This is a genomic window from Pleionea mediterranea, from assembly GCF_003148745.1.
Taxonomy (GTDB): Bacteria; Pseudomonadota; Gammaproteobacteria; order Enterobacterales; family Kangiellaceae; genus Pleionea; species Pleionea mediterranea.
In genome coordinates, this window is record NZ_QGGU01000004.1 from 124432 (window position 1) to 146720 (window position 22289).

24 protein-coding genes are annotated in these 22289 nt (G+C 43.7%); 14 read left to right on the plus strand and 10 right to left on the minus strand.

Annotation, left to right across the window (positions count from 1 at the left end; all coding sequences use genetic code 11):
- Positions 1-55 precede the first annotated feature (55 nt).
- The 9 genes from C8D97_RS06150 (at position 56) to C8D97_RS06185 (ending at position 5489) form a co-directional block, all read left to right on the plus strand.
- Positions 56-325, plus strand: a complete 270-nt coding sequence (locus C8D97_RS06150; protein WP_109762879.1) for a MoaD/ThiS family protein — start codon at positions 56-58, stop codon at positions 323-325.
- Positions 326-363: 38 nt separating this feature from the next.
- Positions 364-1437, plus strand: a complete 1074-nt coding sequence (locus tag C8D97_RS06155; protein ID WP_109762880.1) for a WD40/YVTN/BNR-like repeat-containing protein — start codon at positions 364-366, stop codon at positions 1435-1437.
- Positions 1438-1656: 219 nt separating this feature from the next.
- The gene (locus C8D97_RS06160; protein WP_109762881.1) at positions 1657-2148 is read left to right on the plus strand and encodes a hypothetical protein; all 492 of its coding nucleotides are present in this window, start codon (positions 1657-1659) and stop codon (positions 2146-2148) included.
- Positions 2149-2396: 248 nt separating this feature from the next.
- Positions 2397-2630 (plus strand): DUF3592 domain-containing protein, encoded by a 234-nt coding sequence (locus C8D97_RS18590; RefSeq protein ID WP_425348728.1) that lies wholly within the window; start codon positions 2397-2399, stop codon positions 2628-2630.
- A gap of 139 nt (positions 2631-2769) precedes the next feature.
- On the plus strand, positions 2770-3048 hold the full coding sequence (locus tag C8D97_RS06165) for a type II toxin-antitoxin system RelE/ParE family toxin (RefSeq protein WP_109762882.1): 279 nt from the start codon (positions 2770-2772) through the stop codon (positions 3046-3048).
- Positions 3048-3341: a HigA family addiction module antitoxin gene (locus tag C8D97_RS06170; protein WP_109762883.1), complete on the plus strand. Its 294-nt coding sequence runs from the start codon at positions 3048-3050 to the stop codon at positions 3339-3341. The genes C8D97_RS06165 and C8D97_RS06170 overlap by 1 nt, the downstream gene beginning before the upstream one ends.
- Positions 3342-3399: 58 nt before the next feature.
- On the plus strand, positions 3400-3855 hold the full coding sequence (locus tag C8D97_RS06175; protein ID WP_109762884.1) for a transthyretin-like family protein: 456 nt from the start codon (positions 3400-3402) through the stop codon (positions 3853-3855).
- A 54-nt stretch (positions 3856-3909) separates the two neighbouring features.
- The gene (locus tag C8D97_RS06180) at positions 3910-4338 is read left to right on the plus strand and encodes a hypothetical protein (RefSeq protein ID WP_210204872.1); all 429 of its coding nucleotides are present in this window, start codon (positions 3910-3912) and stop codon (positions 4336-4338) included.
- Between the two features lie 725 nt (positions 4339-5063).
- On the plus strand, positions 5064-5489 hold the full coding sequence (locus C8D97_RS06185; protein ID WP_109762885.1) for a hypothetical protein: 426 nt from the start codon (positions 5064-5066) through the stop codon (positions 5487-5489).
- A 112-nt stretch (positions 5490-5601) separates the two neighbouring features.
- Here the strand turns inward: C8D97_RS06185 and C8D97_RS06190 are convergent, their stop codons facing one another.
- The 6 genes from C8D97_RS06190 to C8D97_RS06215 form a co-directional block, all read right to left on the minus strand.
- Complete coding sequence (locus tag C8D97_RS06190; RefSeq protein ID WP_109762886.1) at positions 5602-7407, minus strand: amidohydrolase; 1806 nt, start codon at positions 7405-7407, stop codon at positions 5602-5604.
- A 331-nt stretch (positions 7408-7738) separates the two neighbouring features.
- On the minus strand, positions 7739-8323 hold the full coding sequence (locus C8D97_RS06195; protein WP_109762887.1) for a YceI family protein: 585 nt from the start codon (positions 8321-8323) through the stop codon (positions 7739-7741).
- 50 nt (positions 8324-8373) lie between these two features.
- Entirely contained in the window at positions 8374-8910 is a 537-nt protein-coding gene (locus tag C8D97_RS06200) for a cytochrome b (RefSeq protein ID WP_109762888.1), read from the minus strand.
- A gap of 429 nt (positions 8911-9339) precedes the next feature.
- On the minus strand, positions 9340-11136 hold the full coding sequence (locus C8D97_RS06205; protein ID WP_170115160.1) for a tetratricopeptide repeat-containing diguanylate cyclase: 1797 nt from the start codon (positions 11134-11136) through the stop codon (positions 9340-9342).
- A 299-nt stretch (positions 11137-11435) separates the two neighbouring features.
- Positions 11436-12176 (minus strand): 16S rRNA (uracil(1498)-N(3))-methyltransferase, encoded by a 741-nt coding sequence (locus C8D97_RS06210; protein WP_109762890.1) that lies wholly within the window; start codon positions 12174-12176, stop codon positions 11436-11438.
- 36 nt (positions 12177-12212) lie between these two features.
- Positions 12213-13559 carry an adenosylmethionine--8-amino-7-oxononanoate transaminase gene (locus tag C8D97_RS06215; RefSeq protein ID WP_109762891.1) on the minus strand — a complete coding sequence of 449 codons (1347 nt, stop codon included), beginning with the start codon at positions 13557-13559 and terminating at the stop codon, positions 12213-12215.
- A 209-nt stretch (positions 13560-13768) separates the two neighbouring features.
- Here C8D97_RS06215 and C8D97_RS06220 point away from each other — a divergent pair, with 209 nt between their 5' ends.
- Positions 13769-15451, plus strand: coding sequence for a M28 family metallopeptidase (locus C8D97_RS06220; protein WP_210204873.1), 1683 nt, complete (start codon positions 13769-13771; stop codon positions 15449-15451).
- Positions 15452-15602: 151 nt separating this feature from the next.
- On the opposite strand, the gene C8D97_RS06225 is transcribed toward C8D97_RS06220, so the two are convergent.
- The gene (locus C8D97_RS06225) at positions 15603-16607 is read right to left on the minus strand and encodes a WD40 repeat domain-containing protein (RefSeq protein WP_170115161.1); all 1005 of its coding nucleotides are present in this window, start codon (positions 16605-16607) and stop codon (positions 15603-15605) included.
- 103 nt (positions 16608-16710) lie between these two features.
- Between C8D97_RS06225 and bamJ the strand changes: the two genes are divergently transcribed.
- Both bamJ and C8D97_RS06235 read left to right on the plus strand, forming a co-directional pair.
- Complete coding sequence (bamJ, locus tag C8D97_RS06230) at positions 16711-17487, plus strand: BamJ family beta-barrel-assembly machinery protein (protein WP_109762893.1); 777 nt, start codon at positions 16711-16713, stop codon at positions 17485-17487.
- A gap of 6 nt (positions 17488-17493) precedes the next feature.
- A complete protein-coding gene (locus C8D97_RS06235) occupies positions 17494-17826 on the plus strand; it encodes an Mpo1-like protein (RefSeq protein ID WP_109762894.1) in 333 nt (110 codons plus the stop codon).
- Positions 17827-17929: 103 nt separating this feature from the next.
- Here the strand turns inward: C8D97_RS06235 and C8D97_RS06240 are convergent, their stop codons facing one another.
- Positions 17930-18217, minus strand: coding sequence for an antibiotic biosynthesis monooxygenase family protein (locus C8D97_RS06240; protein WP_109762895.1), 288 nt, complete (start codon positions 18215-18217; stop codon positions 17930-17932).
- Positions 18218-18232: 15 nt separating this feature from the next.
- Positions 18233-18676, minus strand: coding sequence for a sigma D regulator (gene rsd, locus C8D97_RS06245; protein WP_109762896.1), 444 nt, complete (start codon positions 18674-18676; stop codon positions 18233-18235).
- A 274-nt stretch (positions 18677-18950) separates the two neighbouring features.
- Between rsd and C8D97_RS06250 the strand changes: the two genes are divergently transcribed.
- Positions 18951-20891: a PAS domain-containing sensor histidine kinase gene (locus C8D97_RS06250; protein WP_109762897.1), complete on the plus strand. Its 1941-nt coding sequence runs from the start codon at positions 18951-18953 to the stop codon at positions 20889-20891.
- 158 nt (positions 20892-21049) lie between these two features.
- Here the strand turns inward: C8D97_RS06250 and C8D97_RS06255 are convergent, their stop codons facing one another.
- Positions 21050-21589 carry a disulfide bond formation protein B gene (locus C8D97_RS06255; protein WP_109762898.1) on the minus strand — a complete coding sequence of 180 codons (540 nt, stop codon included), beginning with the start codon at positions 21587-21589 and terminating at the stop codon, positions 21050-21052.
- 404 nt (positions 21590-21993) lie between these two features.
- On the opposite strand from C8D97_RS06255, the gene C8D97_RS06260 reads away from it, so the two are divergent.
- A complete protein-coding gene (locus C8D97_RS06260; RefSeq protein WP_146196091.1) occupies positions 21994-22215 on the plus strand; it encodes a hypothetical protein in 222 nt (73 codons plus the stop codon).
- Positions 22216-22289 lie beyond the last annotated feature (74 nt).

Consider the following 22289-nt stretch of genomic DNA (forward strand, 5'->3'; position numbering starts at 1 on the left):
CTCTGTTTGGCTATAATTTAACCTATGAATTAAATCTCTCAGCCGGAGAATCTCGGTGGCCACGGTTATATTCACCAAAAATCTCGAACGTCATTTGTCTTGCCCATCACAGCAGGTGTCCGGAACAACTGTGCGTGAAGCATTGGATAATGCATTTAGTGATAATGATCAGTTAAAAAGTTATGTGCTGGATGATCAGGGGCGTTTGCGCAAACACATGTTGATTGCTGTGGACGGCAGTACTATCAGCGATCGCATTCATTTATCCGATAGCGTTAACGAGCAATCGGAAATTTATATTCTACAGGCATTATCTGGCGGTTAATGTTTTCTTACTCACGTTGAAGAAAGAAGGATGGCATTATGAGCGCGGTTGCATTAATAGCGACAAGAAAAGGTTTATTTAAACTAACCGAACATCAAACCATTGAACCCGTAGGCTTTTCGGGTGTGCCAGTGACCATGATGTTGGCCAGTAAGCATCATGCGCGTTGGTACGCCGCGCTGGATCACGGCCATTTTGGTACCAAGTTTCACGCCAGTGACGATGAAGGCGTACATTGGCAGGAGTTAACTGCGCCAGCTTACCCAAAACAGGACGATAAAGAAGACGGCGATAGCCTGAAAATGATTTGGAGTCTTGAGTTTGCAAAGGGTGAAAGCTCTAATGAACTTTGGGCGGGCACTATTCCCGGAGGCCTGTTTTACTCCAATGATGGTGGCAACAGCTGGCAATTAAATCAAACGCTTTGGCAATACAAACAGCAGCAACAATGGTTTGGTGGCGGTTTTGATGAAGCGGGCATTCATTCCATTTGTGTTGATCCAGAAGATTCAAACAAAGTGTCTATTGCGGTTTCCTGTGCCGGTGTTTGGGTAACCGAAAATGGCGGTGAGTCCTGGAATAATCAATCCAAGGGTATGCGTGCTGAGTATATGCCACCTGAACAAGCAGGCGATCCGTTAATTCAAGATCCGCATAGAATGGTTCAATGCCCATCGGATCCAGAACAGTTTTGGGTGCAACATCATAATGGTATTTTTGTTTCCAGTGATGGCACAAAAAGCTGGCAAGAAGTTGAGTCAGTGGAACCCTCCGCTTTTGGTTTTGCCACGGTGGTGCATCCAGACGATGGAAACACCGCCTGGTTTGTACCAGCGGTAAAAGACGAATGCCGGATCCCTGTTGATGGGCAGTTTGTCGTCACACGCACACGGGATGGTGGAAAAACATTTGAGCAATTAAATAAAGGATTACCGCTAGGGCTCAGTTACGACTTGGTGTTTCGGCACGGGCTGGATATTGATGCCACAGGCGACCAATTACTGATGGGGTCAACCACGGGTAACTTATGGTTAAGTGACAATCAAGGGGATAGTTGGCAGTGTTTAAGTAATCATTTACCGCCAATTTACGCGGTAAGGTTTATTAAGTGATGGTTTGATTCATTGTTTAAAATGACGCTTTAAAAGCGCTTTAATGTTGTCGAAAGGGACGATTATTGAATGGGATATCCTCATATGTAGAGTGGCGCTTTATAAAAAATAGGCTATCTCGTTGATTTACATTAGGAGTTAAGGTTCAATGGATTTTTGGTTGGCGTTTACTTATGCCAACGTGAACATAATTAAAAAGTTATGTGGTAATTCCAGTTCATGAGTAAACCTTTTAATAACATTTGTCCGAAGTGCAAGTATCAACGCTCCGCCACCGATACGGCTCCTGAGTGGCAGTGTCCCAAGTGCGGCATCGCGTATAGTAAGTTTCAAACAAGGGTATATACCAAGCAGCAAATCAAAGAAGCGAATAAAAAATGGATAGCAAAAGTAAATGGTGCTAGAAATCGTGAAAATGCTATTTTCAAGACACGTGTATTAATGATGTTCGCGGGAGTATTTATCGTATTGTTACATCCCGATTGTAATAGCGGCATTAGGTTAGTTATTTCACTTTGCATCATGGCATTCATGTCTTGGAAATTGATCCAGACAATGAAAGAACACGGTTTCTATATAGGTAGCGTTGGAGAAACTCGCAGTATGTCTGATCACCCAATCAGCTTCAAAGTGGAGTATTTTGGTGGCGTATTTCTAACCTTGCTTTTTACCTTCGGCGCTATCAGCGCTGCTGTAGACTTATTGTTTTGAACACGATTTTAAAGAAGCTAGCTTGGTCTGTTTTTGCAATAGGCGGTTTATTGCTCATAAACGGTAGTAGTAATGGCGATGATTTTCCCATTTTTTATTCGTACTTTTTTCATCAGTATGATGCGAATACGTGAGGCCTGATAACGTTCTCCCGCGTTAAATTACTGAGTAGTCGGCATGGTCGAACATATTATGCTGATGTCCGCTATACCTATATGGTTGCGGCTACCTGACATTATTCGAACTTAGTGAGTTTTAGCTCAAGGACTGACTCACCCGAGGAAGTTGTAGCTCGTTATCCAGTTGGTAAAAAAGTAATAGTTCACTATGACGCGAGCTCTCCATCTTATTCAGTCTTAGAGAAGAACACTCTGGGTTTAGGGGTGATCTTTCGGGTATGTTTAATGACCGCGATCATAGTTGGCGTTCTCGTGTACTTGGGCTTTGGGTTTCGAGATTGGTTCAAGAGTAGAAGGTACTAATATGGTGCATTTACCACATAACAAGAGCATCAACCTCGCCAGCTACGCTGGCTGGACCTCCAACTGCTGCGCAGTTGTCGGCCGGTCATGCAGGCGGTATGCGGCTTGACAATGTTGCGCAACGCGCTACACTGCACTAATGATAAAGTCGTTCAAACATAAAGGACTTCAACAATTCTTCGAGAAAGGCACAAAGAAGGGTATTCAGGCCAAGCATGCAAACAAACTTCGTATGCAACTTACAGCCCTTGATACCGCCCATGCCATTGAAGATCTCGAGATCCCTGGTTATCGGCTTCATCAGCTTAAAGGCGCTCGTAAAAACCTCTGGTCTATAACCGTCAGTGGCAATTGGCGTATTACCTTCGAGTTTGAGGCGGGCAATGTTTACATCGTTAACTACGAGGATTATCACTAATGAGTATGCACAAACCCCCACATCCAGGTGAATTCATCCTTGCTACCTACATGGAGCCTTTTAATGTTAGTTGCCGCCAATTAGCCAAGCACCTTGATGTTGCCGCTTCAACTCTAAATCGTGTGCTTAAGGGCCAAAGTGGCATAAGCCCAGAGATGGCTTTAAGGCTCTCTAAAGCATTAGGTCGCTCCCCAGAAAGCTGGCTAACTATGCAAGACAACTATGATTTATGGCAGGCAAAAAAGGCCGTCAAACTTGGTAAGGTTCAACAACTAAAACTCAATGCCGCGTAAACAGTGGGTCAACAGGATGCTGATAAATTCGCGCTTGTTATGTAGGTGTTAGTTGCGTATGAACCATATATTTATTTTATTTATCGCCATTCTTCTTCAAGGTTGTGTCATTTTTCCTTTGCCTGAAGTTTACACCCCTGAATTTAAAGGTGTCATTTTAGATGAGTTAGGGAAACCGGTAAGTAACGCAAAAGTGACTCGCATAGAGCCTTCTAGTCGAGCAGGGGAGTATGGCTCGATGGTGAGCGTCAGGGTAAATACAGACGAAGTCTTTACCAATAAAAATGGTGAGTTTTACTTGCCTAATAAAAGTAAGACTGTTTGGTTCCACGGTGGAATTCAATCAAACTTATTCTCATGTTTTGGTAGTTTTCAAGTGGAAGCAAATGGCTATCTAACTTATATAGCTAATGAAAATAAATTCACAAAAATGACTGAGCATGGGGAACGCTGTGAAGGTGTTGCATTTTTAGTGGATGTCAGACTACAAAAGGTAACTAACAGTAAAAACTAGAAAGATGCGCTACCGTGCAGCTCTTCTTAAAGCGTTAAATATCAAGAGGGAACTGTGTATAAATCGAAGAAAACCATACTAGCTTTTTTAGCTTTGGTAATTCCTGGAATTGCCAAAGCTAATGCGGGTGTGCCTATGTTGTTTTTAGCTATGCCAGCATATTTGATTTCTCTAGTACCGATTATAGCTATAGAAGCAACCTACATATCAAAGAGTTTAGAGCTGTCTCTTGGCCAGTCTTTGAAAACGGTAAGCATTTCTAATGTGGTTTCGACCATAATAGGTGTACCTCTCAACTGGTTTCTGCTTGTATTGGTTCAAATGGTTACTGGCGGCGGTAGTGCCTACGGAACTGATTCCTTCATGGGTAAAGTTTTAGCGGTTACATGGCAGGCTCCATGGCTAATACCATACGAGAAAGACTTAAACTGGATGATCCCTATTGCAGATTTAGTTTTGTTGATTCCCTTCTTTTTTGCCTGATGGTGGTCGGAATATTGGGTTTCAAAGAAAATCAATAAATCATTACCCTCACTCAGTATTAAGGGAAAGGTACGCAACGCAAACCTAATTACATACTCACTGCTCGCTACTTGGCCTTTGGGTTTCTTGGTACTGGGTAGTGCGGCGAAATAAGTATTTAACAAACGCGGCAATTAAGTCGCTCGTAAGCTCGCACCTATAACGCGGACATAAAGCTAAAAAATGAATTTATTTAAGTCTTCAGGTAGAAGTGTTCGTTTTAACATATGTAGCCTACTGTTCGTAGTTTTTGGCTTTTCAATGGTATATTTTTTTAACTCCTAAAATAATCAAGGATTGGGCTTGGCTGCCCTGGCGATAACTTTTTTTATCGGAGTAACTGCGTGTTTTATAGTAAACTGCCCTAGTTGCAAAAGAAGTTGGTTGTATTTTGCGATTAGCAAAAGAAATATCGGCTATTGGCTTCACTTTTTAATGGAAATTGATGAATGCCCCCACTGTGGTTACACTGAACTTAACTGTAAAAGTCAGAAGGATAAGTAGCCATTTGTTGCGCATATATCAATGCTTAAGGCATTAACTTATCTTCGAGTAAGGAAACCATTAAACGAATACTAATCCCATTTTTTGTAATACTATTTTTCTGATTTCAATTTAGCAAAGTCAACAAACACAGGTAACCGCTTTAAAGAGGTTGTCGCTCGGCTTAAACAAAAGAGAATATTATGTTTCGAAAAGCGTTTCAGTTTGCAAAGCTTCCAATTATCATTTCGATAATTGTGACACCGGTGCGCTTTTCTCTAGAGTTAATTGGATTGCCAGATTATGCAATTTTTTTAATTGGATTACTTTGGTTAACCATTGCTTACTCAATTTATTGGGGCATCAAAAACTTTGATGAAGAAAATGCATACACATTGCTTTTGTTAGTTTTAGTTATATTCTCTCCTATTTCACGCATTCCCGTTTTTTTACTGTGGTGGATTGATACGACTTGGCAAATCGGAACGCACTACAATATTTTTTCGGATTGGAAGCAAGCACTGGTTAGCCAACTGTTTTATGGATCACTGGTTCAAATCATTCCGGGCTTTATTATTGGTTCTATTACAATAAATATTAAACAAAGCAGGTTAAAAAACACGGGATAAAAAGTTTTCAAGCCGCGCACACGCACATAAACTTATGCTTGTTGTATCAGGTTCGGTGTAAGTTATTGCCAATATTTAATCAAACTCACGTGAACGCGGCTTAAAACAAATGTTAATTTTCTCGCTGATAAACCACCTTACCATTAACCACCGTCATTAAAATTTCACCATCCAATAATTTATCCGGGTGGGTATTGAGTGGATCAATGTCCATCACGGTAAAGTCAGCCCACTTACCGACTTCGATTGTGCCTGTGTCGTCTTCTCGGAACGCAGAGTAAGCGGCCCAATCCGTATAGGCGCGTAACGTTTCTTCTGCGGTTAACGCCTCAGAAGGGTACCAGCCGTCGCTGGGTTCTTGCTGCTTGTCACGGCGGGTAATGCCGGCATGAAAGCCGTAAAAGAAATTATGATCGGAGCCGGGCAGATCCGAGTTAAAAGTAATGGGTACGCCTTGTTCTCTTAATTGACGCCACGCATAAGCGCCTTTAATGCGATCGGGGCCCAGTCGATCTTCTGCCCAGGTTTTATCTTCAACGGCGTGTGGCGGCTCCATCGACGCGATTACATTGAGATCAGCAAAGCGCGAAAAATCGTCGCTGTGGATCACCTGCGCGTGTTCTATTCGATGCCTGAGTTCGCTGGCATTTGGGTATTGCTTGTAAACCGATTCGATAAAGTCGAGGGTTTCACGATTTCCGGCATCGCCAATGGCGTGAATACCAACCTGAAAACCTGCCGCCATCAACCGACGAACCAGAGAAGAGTCAAAGCCGTAACCATCACCACTAACACCTTTATGGCCGGGTTTGTCTGAATAATCCTGCAATAAACGGGCACCGCGAGAACCGAGAGCACCATCGTAATAAGCTTTGACAGAGCGAACATCATAAAAGCCTTCGGGATCAATCTGTGGGCCCTGTTTTAACCAGTGTGTGCTTAACGATTCATCCCGTGCCGATAACATGGCGTACACTCGAATCGGTAATTGATTTTGCTCGCGTAACTGCTGAAAAACTCTCATATGTTGGGCACTTGCACCGGCCTGATGTATTGCGACATAACCGTCTTTGGCCATTTGTTGCAGACCGGCCATAATCCATTGGCTCACTTGTTTGTCGCTGGGCTCAGGTATAGCAGTATCCATTAAGGTGGTGGCGCGATTTAATAGTATGCCAGTAGGCTCTCCATTATTGTCGCGAACTATTTCACCGCCAATGGGGGCTTTGGTCGATGCAGTGATATTGGCCGCTTTAAGCGCAGCGGAGTTTACCCACACAGCAAAACCATGCAGGCTTTTTAATAAAACAGGGTTATCGGGAAACGCTTTATCCAGTAATTGTCGGTTTGGATAATTATTTGCCCAGGCACCTTCATCCCAACCCTGACCAATAATCCACTCGCCCGCTTGAGCGTCTGTTTGTTGTTGGATCCAGTCAATGGCGTCTTCAGGGGAAGGAACATCAATTAAATTGACTCGCGATAATATTTGCCCAAGCTCAGAAACATGGGCATGGGAGTCAACTAAACCGGGGATTAAAATGGCACCTTTTAAATCAATTTTTTGTGTTTGGTCGTCGACAAAACTACTCAGGCTTTCGTTATCACCCACCGCCACAATGCGGCCATCGGATACGGCTACTGCATTGGCGTCTGAGCGCCAGTGTACCCGGTCGCTACCCTGAGCATTGGACGCTTCACTGGATTTATAAAATGGTGCATCGGCCGCTGGTGTGCCATCAAGTGCGGGTGAGGGCCAGCTTAGTGTATACACGGTCGCGTTATAAAATAATGTGTCTGCGATAACGGTGACGTCATCGCTTTGAGGTTGTTGCTGCTCTGGTGATGAAGATTGTTTGCAAGCCTGTAAACTTAACGCGAGCAAACCCGCGATCAATAACCCTTGAATAACGCGCATATATCATTCTCCCAGTGTTTTTATTATGGAGTTTTTTGAGATGATTACTGTAAAAGCTGTTTTAAGCTTACAAAGTGATTAGCAGTAGGTCAATTAAGTACTGATTAATAAACGAATGAGCAATATACGGATGAGCAGTACACGAATGATTAAGACAAGGATGATTAAGTTAAGAATTATCAAAAGGGATGATTAGAATAATTTAAGGAAGAGTTTAGGGCTAATAAACAGAAGTTAAAATTAACCAGATGAATGTTTTAAATAAAACAGCCCGATTATTGCCGGGCTGTTGGTGTTACAAATAATGCTGTTTAATATTGGGTGATCGTTGCTACTGGCGGATCCCTTCAATGTGCAGCGACATATGAACTTCAGTTGATGCAGGACCTAATCGCTCGGGAATACCAAAGTCTTTTAGACCCAAAGTGGTTTTGCCAGAAAAACCAGCACGGTAGCCACCCCAGGGATCTTTGCCTTCACCAATCTTTTTAGCGTCGATGGTAATGGACTTAGTGACACCATGCAGTGTTAAGTCACCAACCACTTCCAGCTTGCCATTACCTTTATCGGTAATTTTTGTGCTAACAAATTTAGCTTTTGCAAACTTATCCACTTCAAGAAAGTCATCACTGCGTAAGTGCTTATCACGTTCCGCGTGGTTAGAGTCGATACTGGCGGTGTTAATTTCAACCATTACTTTAGAGTCATTGGGCTTTTCACTGTCGTAACTGAAAGTGCCTTCAAAATCATTAAATCGGCCGGTTAGCCAGGAGTAACCCAGGTGTTGAATTTTAAAGTTGATAAAAGCATGGGCGCCTTTGGTATCAATTTTATATTCCGCTGCGCTTGCTGTACCCATTAATAAAAAGGCGCTTACGAAAGATAACATCGAGTGTTTTAATAACGTTTTTTTCATCGTGTTGTTCTCCAAAAGTGTAACGGTTTAAAGTAGCAAATCGTCAAGCATTACAACATACGTTTCAGTGTATTGTCTCGATCTATAAAGTGATGTTTTATAGCGGCCAGTGCATGAACAGAGACCAGCGCAATAAGACCATAGGCCAGCCACTTGTGCAGGCTGCCGGCAATATCTTCCTGCTGTTCTATAAATTCACCCGCTGAGGGAATGGTAAACCAGTTAAATACTTCGATACCACGCCCATCGGCGGTTGAAATAAGATAACCGCTGATAAAGATGGCAAACAATGCCAGATACAATAAGAGGTGTGCCACATGGGCTGCAAAAATCTCTAAACGAGAATGCGTGGCAAGAGGCTCCGGCCGTTTGTTGATCATTCGCCAAAATAGACGAAATATCACAACCAAACTTAACAGCAAGCCAACACTTTTATGGTAGTGGGGTGCTGTTTTATACCAGTCACTGTAATAGTCGAGCTCTACCATCCAAAAGCCAACGGCAAACATGGTAAAAACAACTAACGCCACCAGCCAGTGTAAGGCTTTGCTTAAAGTACCGTAGCTAGACTCTGTATTTTTTAACATGCTGGACTCGTTTTTACAGGTTATGACTAATATATATTTTTACTAGAAGCTGTCTCACCTTCGTTCGCTATTTTTGAGAAGGCTTCTAATACTTATTTTTACTAATAAGGTTCTATCAATCGACCAGTTTTAGTTTACAGTGAAAAAATCGAACGTTAATAGCTCTAGTTAGATGATATAGGTCGAATATTTCGATGCATTGTGGCATCTACCCTAGCATACATTCGTCAAAAATTAAGTCATTTAACAATGATACCGATAATCAAAAGTCGCCATTAGAAAGTGGTATAAATGATATCAAGGTAAAATGATATCAAGCTAAAGTGTTATAGGATAAGGACAAAAGGAGAGAAGTAATAAAGTAAGCTTTATAGGTTACCAGCGCTGCTCATGTGTCCTTTGGTAAAAAACACATCCGCTATTAAAAGTTTAAATTAACACCACCTGATCGCGACCATTCTCTTTTGCACGATATAGGGCTTTATCGGCTCGCTTTAAAACGCTTTCCAGTAGTCGGTCGTGTTCTTCGGGTTTCGCGGCACCCATACTAACGGTAATGGTCTCTTTTATTTCAGGTATATCCATAGCGGCACAGGCTTCACGAATACGCATAAAGAACGAAGTGAGTTCATTATCAGGCAGCCGTGGCAAAACCAGTAACCATTCTTCGCCACCCACGCGACCGAAGGAGTCATGCTCGCGGATGATTCTTTTTACCGATTGTGCAAATTTTTTCAACACAATATCGCCAATATCATGGCCATAGGTGTCGTTGATGTTTTTAAAGTGATCCAGATCGATAATGCAATAAATGACATCCACTTGGGTTCGCTGGTGCCGGCTGAATTCAGCTTCTGCAAGCTTAACAATTTGCCGTCGGTTGGGCACGCCAGTAAGTTCATCGGTCAATGCAAGCTGGGTGAACTTATGCCGTACCTGTTTTTCGCGGCGCCAGAAAAGCGTCATAAAAACTGCTGCGATAAGTAAGGCCGCTGATCCTAAAATAAATATTAAGGTTTGGTTTTGTTGCTCCGAAATTTTTAACTTCTGCAGTTCATTTTGTTGTTTTAATATTTGATTTTCTTGCTCGCGGAGTTGATTGCTGAACTGATTTTGCATATCTCTGATTTGTTCGGTATTGGTTTTATCAATGGTTTCTTCAAGTAATGCAATCAGTTGCTGGTAATGATTGATGGCCTGTTCATAATGATTTTGATCGGCATGAAACTTAGAAACAAGTTTTAAAACATCAACTTGATAGGCGTCTGACGACTGGTTAAGGTCGGGTATTATTTGATTGATAAGATTGCGTACTTTGGCGATATTGCCGAGTTTTATATGGGATTGTAATAGCTGCACTAAAATTCGATTAACCAGGCGATCATTTTTTAAGTCAATGGCTATGGAGTAGGCCTCATTTAAATAAATAAGTGCTTGTTCAAACTTATCCTGTTTAATCGCCAAAGTACCCAGTTGACTGGTAGCAAAAGCAATGCCCTGGGTTATATTATGCTTTCGGGCGATCTGTTCGGATTTTTTTAAATAAGTTTCCGCTTGTTTAAACTTATCAACCTTTAAGGACACATAGCCAATATTGTAGTAAGTGACAGAAGCGGCCAGCTCAAGCTTATCGGTGTCGTAATATTCAAGACTTTTAAAAAAGTATTTTAAGGCAGTATGGTGATCGCCAGTGGCATCGTACACCAGAGCAATATTCGCTAATACGGTTGGCACCATTTCAGTATCTATGGCTTGGTATTTTTCAAACGCATCAAACAGCAAATCGAGCGCTAACTGGTTTTCTCCGTTGTAATAACAGGACAGTCCGTACTTGGACTTGGTTAATGCAATGAGCAGTGTTTTATCTTGATGATTGCTTTGTTCGACCTGTTGCAGAATATCAGTGTAGGCTTTTTTTGTATTGGGCCAGTCACTCATTTGAGATAAGGCTTCGGCCTGCATTAACTTAAATTCAATTTCGTAACGAAAGTTATTGTGGGCACTGGCGAGTTGTTCGCCATTAACAGCGGATTGTTGTGACTTATCCAGATAACCGAGCTGACTGTAGAGTTGCGACTCGATAAGCATTAATTCCAGACGTTCGCTAAGCGGCAGTGTTTTTAATGTTAAACGTTGTTCGATGAGCGACAGGGTTTCGACCGGGTTAGTATTTGCTTGCTGCTTTATTTGTTCCAATGAGGTGTCTGCCCAGACTGAGGCTGACATAAATAACAACGCTATGAATGCAAACGCAGGTAAAGTTCGGCGATTATTAATATTAAAAACCATAAAAAAGGAATTATTAAGACGATAAATTTATTATAGAAGGAGATTTAACATATGGCTAAGTTTCGCTTCTTTTAATCACTTTTGTTGGCATTAGTTAAGGCGAAGTTTAAAGTTGTTAGTGTTGATGTGTGCGAGTTGTCTATGCAAGTGCATGGTTATTGAAAAAACGGTTTAATAATAGGGGCTCTTTATGAATACAAGAGCCTTGGAGTGCATGGTTAAATTATCTAAGCGCTTTAAAAATCACCAAAACTAACCTGTAGCGAACTGATAGCGGCCAGTCCTGCGGTTTCGGTTCGCAAAATTCTAGGGCCAAGTTGAATGCCGGTTGCCCCTTTTTGCATCAGATGCTCAACTTCCTGATCACTGAGGCCGCCCTCTGGCCCGATAAGCAGGGTAAATTGTGACGCTTGTTTCAGATTTCGAATCGACTGCCCCTGGTGTGGATTAAGCAATAATAAAGTTTCGAGCGATGGCATTGCCGCGATTTGCTGATCAATAAAGGCGTTTAATTGGATCGGCGCATTAAGTAGCGGCAAACGATTTCGGCCGCATTGTTCACAAGCGCTAATGATCACCTTTTGCCAATGCTGTTGCTTCTTTTGCAGTCGTTCGGCACTCAGTTTTACGCCGCAACGTTCGGTAAACAGCGGAGTGATTTGTTGCACGCCCAGCTCGACGGCTTTTTGCAGAGTCAGGTCCATTTTATCGCCGCGAGAAATGCCCTGAGCCAGATGCAGTTGCAGAGCTGACTCTCTGTCATCGGTCTGCTGAGAGGTGATGGTCACCGTCACCTGTTTTTTGGCCACTTCTGTCAGATTGGCCCGGTAGCTATGGCCATCGCCATTAAACAGTTCGATGTCACTGCCAGCCTGCATCTTTAATACTGTGACCAGATGACGAACCGCATCCGCTGGCAGAGCAAAGCGGTCATTTAGCTGTAATGGTTGATCCAGATACACTCGGTTTAATCGCACGGCTTTTGTTCCCGTTTTTTACTCGGCTGTAATCGTTTAATCGGCGTCAGCCGCAAGGTTAATGCCTTGCCAGGCAATTTCCGCCAGTCGTTCAATTTCATCTTCAGTAATCACATAGGGTGGCATCATATAAACCACATTGGCCAGTGGCCGAAGCAAAGCACCCTGAGTTAATGCGTACTGATACACTTTTATGCCGCGTCTTTCACGCCAGTCAAAGGCTTCTTTGGTTGCTTTGTTTTTAACCATTTCGATAGCCAGAATCATACCGGTCTGACGCACATCGCCAACGTTTGGGTGCTGTTTAAAGCGCTCGGCCACCTGACTGAGTTTATTGATTAAGATTTGATTGTCGGCCAGTACGTTGTGTTTGGCAAAAATATCCAGGGTTGCCACTCCGGCAGCACAGGCCAGTGCATTGCCAGTGTAACTGTGGGAGTGTAAAAAGCCTTTAAGCGTGGCGTAATCATCGTAAAATGCCTGATAAATCGAATCGTGAGTCACCACTGCCGCTAATGGCAGAAAGCCACCGGTAATGCCTTTTGATACGCACATAAAGTCGGGCACAACATCGGCCTGTTCACAGGCAAACATGGTACCGGTACGGCCAAAGCCCACGGCAATTTCGTCAAATATAAGATGCACATTGTATTGATCGCACAGTTGACGCACCCGGGTCAGATAAATGGGGTGGTACATACGCATATTACCGGCGCATTGTACAAGTGGCTCCAGGATGACCGCTGCCACTTCGTGATGATGTTGCTCAAGCAGTTCGGCCATTTTATCGCTCTGACGTAATGAATAGTCGTACCAGCTCTCACCTTCTTCACGATAATAGCAGTCGGGAGATGGCGCCATTATGGTTTCGAACAGCATTGGGCCATAGGTTTCTTTATAGAGCGCCACATCGCCCACCGAAAGCGCGCCCATGGTTTCGCCGTGATAGCCATTTTCTAAAGCAATAAAGCGTTGTTTTTCGGGCTGACCAATATTCTTCCAGTACTGGAAACTCATTTTTAACGCCACTTCGACTGCCGCTGAGCCGCAGTCGGCATAGAACACCCGATCAAGAGTTTTAGGTGTCAGCTGGATCAGTTTTTCAGCCAGTTCGATGGCCGGTATATTGGAGCAGCCAGCAAAGATCACTTGTTCAAGCTGATCCGCCTGTTGTTGAATGGCGGTTTTAATTTCGCTACGGCCATGACCAAACAGATTAACCCACCAGCTACTGACCGCATCCATATAACGGTTGCCCTGATCGTCAATCAGATAGAGTCCATCGCCTTTAACAATGGGCAACAAAGGATAAATTTCGTGCTCTTTCATTTGTGTGCAGGGGTGCCACAAAACGGATAAGTCGCGTGTTGATAAATTGCTCAAGGTAAACCCATAGTCGATTCAATGTATTTGCCGCCATTATACCGATAATGCGAGTTAACATCGCCCCAACTCTGCCTGTGCATGATACTAACTGGTTATCAAAACGAGCGATTACCGAGCTGGCTTTATACTCTGTTACGAAGTTGGGCTGGTATTTTTTTGATGAGTGGGTAATCTATGCTTCTTAATTTTAATAACAGACAGACTTAATGATGGAAAAAACAGTGACTCCTTCGCGACTCTTTTTGATGGCGACAGCCCTTGCATTAACGGCTTGTCAGTCTGAAGTTGAGCATAAAACAGCAACGGATGCTGTCGCAAATACTCCAAAGCCCGAGGTAAATGTTCGTCCAAATGCGATTAAAGCGCATATTGATTTTTTAGCCGATGATCTACTCGAGGGGCGTGATACTGGCAGCAAGGGCTATGACATAGCGGCGAATTATGTGGTGTCTCATTTTTCTCAATTTGACCTAAAACCGGCCGGTGACAACGGTGGCTACACCCAGCAAGTACGCTTCCGTCAACGATTGTTAAAACCCGACTCGGCCGTGTTGCAACTGCAAACATCAAACGGCGAAGTTAACTTCAGTTACCCCGATGAATTTATTACCGGTGGCAGCAGTGTGGCCACTAGCCAGTCGATCAATGCGCCTCTGGTGTTTGTTGGTCATGGCATCAGCGCGCCGGAACTGAACCATGACGATTACGCGCAAGTGGACGTCACCGATAAGATTGTTGTGTTATTAACCGGCAAGCCGGGCAATTTACCGTCAGAAGAAGGCGCCCATTTTGCGTCGCGTTATCAGCGCGCCAAAGCGGCGGCAAAGCACGGTGCAGTGGGTATGATTTATTTGCAAACACCGGAAGCTGAAAAGCGCTACAGCTATCAACGTATGCAAAAAAACGTCGATAAGCCATCGTTAAACTGGCTGGACGAACAAGGCGAGCCGGGCAACAGTATTCCGCAATTAAAAGGCGGTGCATTATTGAGTATGGAAGCATCAGAAAAGTTGATGCAGTCGGCACCGCAGGGTTATCAGGCGCTGGTCGAGATGGCCGAGTCTAAACAGCCTTTACCAACCTTTGCTCTGGGCTTTAGCGCCACCATTGCCAGTGAAACCGAGCATGATGAAATAACCAGTGCTAATGTGGCAGGCATTGTTGAAGGAACCGATCCGGAATTAAAAAACGAGTATGTGGTGTATACCGCGCATCTTGATCACATTGGTGGGCATCATACCGACGGTGACAGCGATCACATCAATAATGGCGCGCTGGATAACGCCAGTGGCACGGCCATTATGCTCGAAACGGCAAGACTGTTTGCTGAAAACCCGACCAAACGGTCGATTTTATTTGTTGCGGTAACGGCAGAAGAAAAAGGGCTGCTTGGCTCCGATTATTACGCGCAAAACCCCACCGTACCGGTGGAGCAAATGGTGGCGAATGTAAATCTTGATATGCCGTTGATATTGTATCCCATAGGTGATGTGATTGCCTTTGGTGCCGAGCATTCCACCATGGGTGATTTTGTTCAGCATGCGGTTGAAAAGATCGGCTTGCAGTTATCGCCGGATCCTATGCCAGAGCAAAATATTTTTGTTCGATCCGATCATTACTCTTTCGTTAAGCAAGGTGTGCCATCGGTATTTTTAGTACCTGGTTTTAAATCGCTGGATGAGTCTGTTAACGGCGGAGAAATCTTTAAAAAGTTTTTTGCCGAGCATTATCATCAGCCCAGTGACGAAGCGACGTTACCGATTGATTATCAGGCGGGGGCACGTTTTACCAAAGTAAATTATTTGATCGGTAAGGAAATTGCCAACAGCGCCTCGCGCCCACAATGGAAAGAAGGTGATTTCTTTGGCGACACCTTTGGTAAACGTTAATTTATCAGGGCGTTTATTATTAGAATAGATTGATATTCAAGGCTTAAAATGTTGTCACCAATAAAAACCGATGCTCAAAAGGCATCGGTTTTTTTGTGGGAATGGCACTCATCGTTTTCAGTTAGACGGAAGCAATACCCATAAATAATCGCTAACGATTGACCGTTGGATCGATGGCCCATTTTTGACTGTACCCTGAAGATGCCGTGGTCAACAGGTGATTATTCGCTTGATCAAACGCAACCGACCAGACAATTGCCCCCACCGGTTTCCAGCTGTCTCTAACCTCGGCTTTAAAGTGTTGCAGCTTTTTGCCGTTTCGGGTTGACCAGAGCACTATGTCGCGATCCGGTGCGCCCGTGGCTATCAGGGTTGCATCATCGGAAAATGCCGCTGCGGTTGTTATGTATTCCCTGGGTTTTAATTGCAATCGGGTGCGCTCGGAACCGTTGGTCAGATCCCAGACAATTGCATTACCGCGTGTGCCGGATGTAAACGCAAACCGCCCTTGCCGCTCAAGCCTGACCAGGGTTACTCGCGATTCATGTTCGAAAATGTATTTCGGTTGCCCTGTCTGGGTGTTCCACAATATGGCGCGGCCATCACTGGCACCGGTGAGTGCCCATAATCCGTTTGGTGAAAGGTCAACCGAGGCAATGGGCTCAACCCGGTGGCCGGTAAACTCAAGGCGTCGCCCGGTTTCTAGGCTAATGTGAACAGCGGTGCCATTGCGCAAGCCCAGTAAAGCAAACCGGCCTAAATCAGACAGGGCAACCTGGGAAATGCGCGCGGGTGCCTGCCAGTAACCGTAGGGTTTGCCGGTGTTGGTATTCCAGATGACAAAGGTGCGATCGTCAGCGGTGATGGCACGACTGCCATCGGGTGAGATATCACTGGCGATAATGGCGGAGTCGGGAGAATCATTGTGTTGCCACTGGAACAATTTTTCATTGCGCTCCAGATCCCAAAAGGCGGCCTTATGATTGACCGAGCTGATCACCGCAAATCGGCCATCATCGGACACAGAAGCATCGTAAGTGCCTACTGCGGCATGTTGCCAGGTAGCAACGGCCGGCGGCGTCTTTTCACAGCCAGATAGCGCCAAAACACAGATAATCAGCCCATAAAGCGGTATATTCTTCACATTTTTACTCATTGCCAAGACAGCCATAGCCACATCGTTTGGATTTTCAATCAGATATCGTTAGACTGCGGGTCTAACTTTAATAAATTCATTTACTTACTGTAGGGGAAAACCTGTGAAAAAACTAATTTCTGTTGCCGTTCTTTCGGCGCTGATGGCCGGATGTAATCAGGACGGAGCGAATAAGGCTGCGGAAAAAGCGGCAGAGCCAAAAACAGATCTGGAAAAGCAAAGCTATTCCATGGGCGCATTGTACAGCTCTCGCATTACTCAAGACCTGAGTAAAAACAACATCGAGATCAACAAAGACATGCTGCGTCAGGGCTTTCTGGACGGTCTGGAAGGTAAAGCTGTAATGGATGATGAGCAAATGAATCAGCAGATGATGGCGTTTCAGCAAAATGTTCAACAAGCCATGCAAGCAAAGCAGCAACAAGAAGTTAAAAAAAATAAAGCCGATGGCGCTGCTTACATTGCGAAAATGGTAAAAGAAGATGACACCATTAAAGCCGCTGAAAGTGGCAGTGGGTTGCATTTTAAAGTGCTTGAAGAAGGCGATAAAGAAAATTACCCCGCAGCTACCGATGAAGTACGCGTACACTACACAGGTACATTAATTGATGGCACTCAATTCGACAGCTCTGTGGAACGTGGCGAGCCGATTAATTTCCCACTGAATCGAGTCATTCCAGGCTGGACCGAAGGTGTGCAATTAATGAGTAAAGGCGCCAAGTACCGTTTCTACATCCCATCGGATCTGGCTTACAGCGATCAAGGCCGTCCGGGAACCATTCCTGGTGGCGCGACATTAGTGTTCGATGTTGAGTTGCTGGAAATCAATCCGGAAACTGAGCAACAGGCACAAAAACAGCCTGAAGAAGCGCAGCAGTAAACTCCGATGACGGAACAGTCGCGGCTAACCACGTTTAAAGCGTTTTGGCCGTTTTACCTGAGCCAACACCGCAGCAAGACCTGCCGTTTACTGCACTACGCTGGAACGGCAGCTTCAATTGCGTTGCTATCGGCGTTATTGGCTTTAGGTCAGTGGTATTGGCTCTGGTTGCCTTTGGTAACAGGCTACGCTCCGGCTTGGATTGGCCATGCGCTGTTTGAGCGCAATAAGCCCGCGACCTTTGAGTATCCGCTGTATTCATTTGCGGCGGATTTTAAAATGTTTTACTTTGCTATCACAGGTCGTCTGGCTGATGAATTAAAACAGCTGGATAGTTGATTTAAACTTTGAGATTTAACTTAATTGAAGAGTTTAAAGAATACATAAAAAAAGGGTCATCAGACCCTTTTTTTATGATTGAACGAAAGTACTGACACAGCGACTAGCGGCTGCTTTTTAATATTGTGATGGTTTCATCGTTAAGCATTAATGGCGCAAGTTCTTCAGTTAATACTTTGCGCTCCTCACTTTTGTCCCAAAGCTCCCAGTTTTCCAGAGTATCCCAGGCAGCAATAATGACAATTTTATCGTTGTCGTTTAAATCGAAGTAAAGTTCTCCGCCCATAAAGCCTGTTTTGCGCGCGGCTTCTTTTTTCGCTTTACGGATAACCGTGGCGTACTCGTCGAAACTATCGGGCTTAAGCTGGCGTTCTATAATGACTCGAATCATCTTTATTCGTCTCTCCTAATGATGAACCGACAAGGTATCTATCAATTGATCTTCCATTTCAACACGGGCAGCAATGGCTTCGCCAAGAGTGGATAAATCGGAATCCAGTTCAGACATAAGCGCATCATTTGCTTTGTCATCGGAATATTTATCATTAAAGTCCACCACTATATCGGTGGTTTCACTGATTTTAGGGAATAGATCTTTAAGCAACTGCAATGACTCATCACCGGTTTTATCACACAGGCTGACCACCTGTTCGTAAACTTCGAAATGACCGGCAGAAACATAGTCGATAAGAATATCGCAGAACTGATTGATCTGGGAGATATCCGGCAGAATTTGGCTTTTGCGTTTGCCTGTCAGGCGACAATACAATACCAGCAACTCGCTTCGTTCCGCTAACCAGCGTTCGATTACCGTTTGAGTTCTGGAATCCTGTTTAACAGAATTCAGCATATCTTTCCCCTCAGTTCTTATGCTTTTTTGAGTCAGACAGTTAATGCCGTTAACATCCTTTTTATCATATTCAATGGCAATCGCAAAGTATTTAGCGTGCGGGCAGAATGGATTTATTCTAAGCTAATGACTAAGACGTTGTGACGTAATCGAGTTGTCCTTTGATCCATGCATAATAATGACAGTTGATTTTGCGTGTTAAAGCGCAACTTGTATAAGAAACTAAAGGGCTCGTTTTTAGAATATAAACTGAATAAAAAGTATTGCGATAATAATGAAAAAAAAAGTAATGAAAATAAGTTTGACCCACTGGACGGTTATTTTACTGCTTTGCTTATTGGTACTGCCTTCGGCGATTGATTGGTTATACAAGGTATCCGGGCAGTATCCTCAGGGAATTAATCAGGTTTGGCTGGAGTTGAAAGTACTGGTGATCACATTGGTACTGCTGTCGTTTCCGCTTTATTTATTATTAAGTCGGATTCACCTGAAAGAGACCCAGTCTTACGATACCCGCCGAAACGTTGCAGAATTGATTGATCACGCTGCCGATATCATTTTAATCACCCGACCAAATGGTCAAATCATTAATGCCAATCGAAAAGCCTGTCAGATGCTCGGTTATTCCATTGAGCAGTTAAAATCCATGAGTAATATGGATCTGGATGTTGAGTGCACCTTATACCGTACTCCGAAAATGCATCAGCAACTTTACAGCGGAAAAACGGTCACCTTTGAAAGCAGTTATTGCACCGCTAATGGTGAACGTTTACCTGTTGAAAACCATGTGTCGGTGGCTGGCTGGATGGAAGATACCCACTATCTTGAAATTGCCCGCGATATTACGCAGCGACGAAAAGTCGAGCAAGAATTACATGCCTCAAAAGAAGCGCTGGAGCGAGTGAGGAATCGACTTGAAACGCGTATGCAGGAGCGTACCGAAAAGTTGGTGCAAGAAGTTCAAAAACGAGAACTGACCGAAAAACGAATTTATGAAATACGGTTGTTATTGGAGAATCTGGTTAACTCCATGCCATCGGTTATTATTTCGCTGGATGACAAATTAAAAGTAACGCAATGGAATCTTGAAGCAGAAAAAATATTTGGCATTTTAGAAGGCGCTGCATTGGGGCAGGTGATTGTGCAGTTATTACCACAGTTTAAACCGATCATTTTTCGACTGATGAGAAACAGCGATAACGGACAATCGGCACTTAATGAAACCATCAATATAGAGCTGGATAATATGAAGCGCCAATTTAACGTGATGCTTTATCCGTTAAGTCAGGCATCGGGCTCCGACTCGCCCGGCGTGGTGATCCGGCTGGATGATATTACCGAAAAAGCCCACTTCGATGAAATGTTGGTGCAAACTGAAAAGATGTTATCGCTGGGTGGGCTGGCCGCTGGCATGGCTCATGAAATTAATAATCCATTGGGAGCCATTTTGCAGAGTACGCAAAATATTCGTCGCCGTTTATCGCCAACCTTTGAACGCAATTTACAAATTTCAGAATCGTTGGATCTTGAATTCGATAAAGTGGTGGCGTATTTAAAACAGCAAAAAATTTATGATGCATTAACGGCGATTAAAGAAGCCGGAGAACGCGCGGCAACCATTGTTTCGGATATGCTGAGTTTTGCTCGTCCCAGTCACGGTGAAAGTACTCTGGTGGATGTAGTGGAAGTACTGGAATCTTCCATTCGCCTGGCGGAAAAAGATTACAATCAACAGCGTCAATTTGATTTTCGCAATATTCAGGTTGAAAAGAACTTTGCTGAAAACTTGCCAAAAATAAAGGCGCAAAAAAATCAATTAAGTCAGGTATTGTTGAACTTACTGGTTAATGCCGCTCAGGCATTAGCGACGCAAAAAGATAATCCCAAGCCAACCATCTGGGTATCTGCTGCCGTTGGCAGTTATAACTTGAGAATTGATATTAAAGACAATGGCCCGGGGATGAATGAGCAAACTCGTAAGCGAGTGTTTGAACCCTTTTTTACCACAAAAAATGAAGGAAAGGGCACCGGACTTGGGTTATCGGTGTCCTACTTTATTATCAGTGAGCAGCTCGGTGGTAATTTACGGGTGGAGTCGGAAGTTGGGCATGGAACTTGTTTTACTATACAAATTCCCATTAAGCGACAAGCGCAAAAATCACCTAAACAGGATCCCGGCGATGAGCAAATCCAGTTACCATTTGATGGTGTATAGAGGGGCTTAAGCCTTTATTGAAAAGCGTTTTGGGTTCCAATGAATAATAACCTTAAGCAGAATTAAGGAAAACTAAACTTAATGCTAACCAAGCCAGGGGTATTTATAAGCAAGAGCTATGTACAGGCAAGAACTATGTACAAGTTAATGTTTGATTTTTAAAATGGTTTTCGTTGTTGCCAGCGAGTCCACAAGCCAATCAAACAAAACAGCGCAAAACCGCAAAAGATAACCAGCATCCATTGTGGCATATTCAGCCATAAAAATTGCCAACCATCCTCTTTCGCGCATTCTCCCGAGCCTTGCATCACCACTTCAATCACTTCAAGAAACGGTAGCGCTTCCATCAAGTAATCCAACGCCGGGCCACAGGCAGGCACCAGATGTTCGGGCAAACTTTGTAACCAGACGTGTCGGCCAGCCAGTCCAATGCCAACTGCAGCGACTAACAAGCCAAGCGTAAAATAAATCCATTGCATGAACGACTCAGGCTTCGGTTTGTGCAGCGCTTTTAATAAAAATACGATACCGAATGCAATCACAATGACACGTTGAAAAATACAAAGCGGGCAGGGATCCAGATTATCCACATGCTGAAAATAAAGCGCTGCGCCAATTAAACCAGCACAAAACAGCGCGATAAATAAATTAAATCGGCGCAAATGAATGATGGATGAAATACGGTCTGTTAACGTCATGTGTTATTTATGTGAGTGAGTCGAATGGCTGAAAAGAATATCAAACCCGCGTCAAAATAACAGCTGTTTTGCAACTGCGTTATGAATTTTGTGGCTACACTAATTACCATAAGCCGTTACTCAGCGTTAATAGTTAAATTAGATCGTTTATTTTTACCGACTTATTCGGTATAACAGACAATGTTTTCCGGTATAACAATTCCGGCATAACAGACAAAGCTCTGTTGACAATGAATAAACAGTCGATGTTCTTCATCGAGGCGATCAGCAAGCACATCGATGAGTAAAGCCGCCTAGCTCTATTTCTAAAAGTCGGGGGCTATTGAAAGTTGATATTTTTTGTAAACCGGAAATTTTATTAGAAAACAATTTTTTATAGACAATGGAATGGTGTCAGTTAAAGCATGGAGGATCCCGTTATGCTCACCAATATTATTTTGCCTAAAGGTTTGTACGAACTGCTGCCGGCTATTTATTTTTTAATTGCTGCCGGATTAGTGCTTTATGTGGAGCACAGCCTGAGCTGGGTGCCAGCGATAATTTTTGCTGCATGTGGGGCTGTTACATTGAAGTGGCGTCTGTCTGACCGGCGTAGAAACAGGGCTGCGTCTGAATCATCCCGCTGAGTGTAGCAGTTTACTTTAAATCGGGTGTATCAAGCGATTAATAAGGGCTATAAATGAGCAGTTGAAAAAGCGGC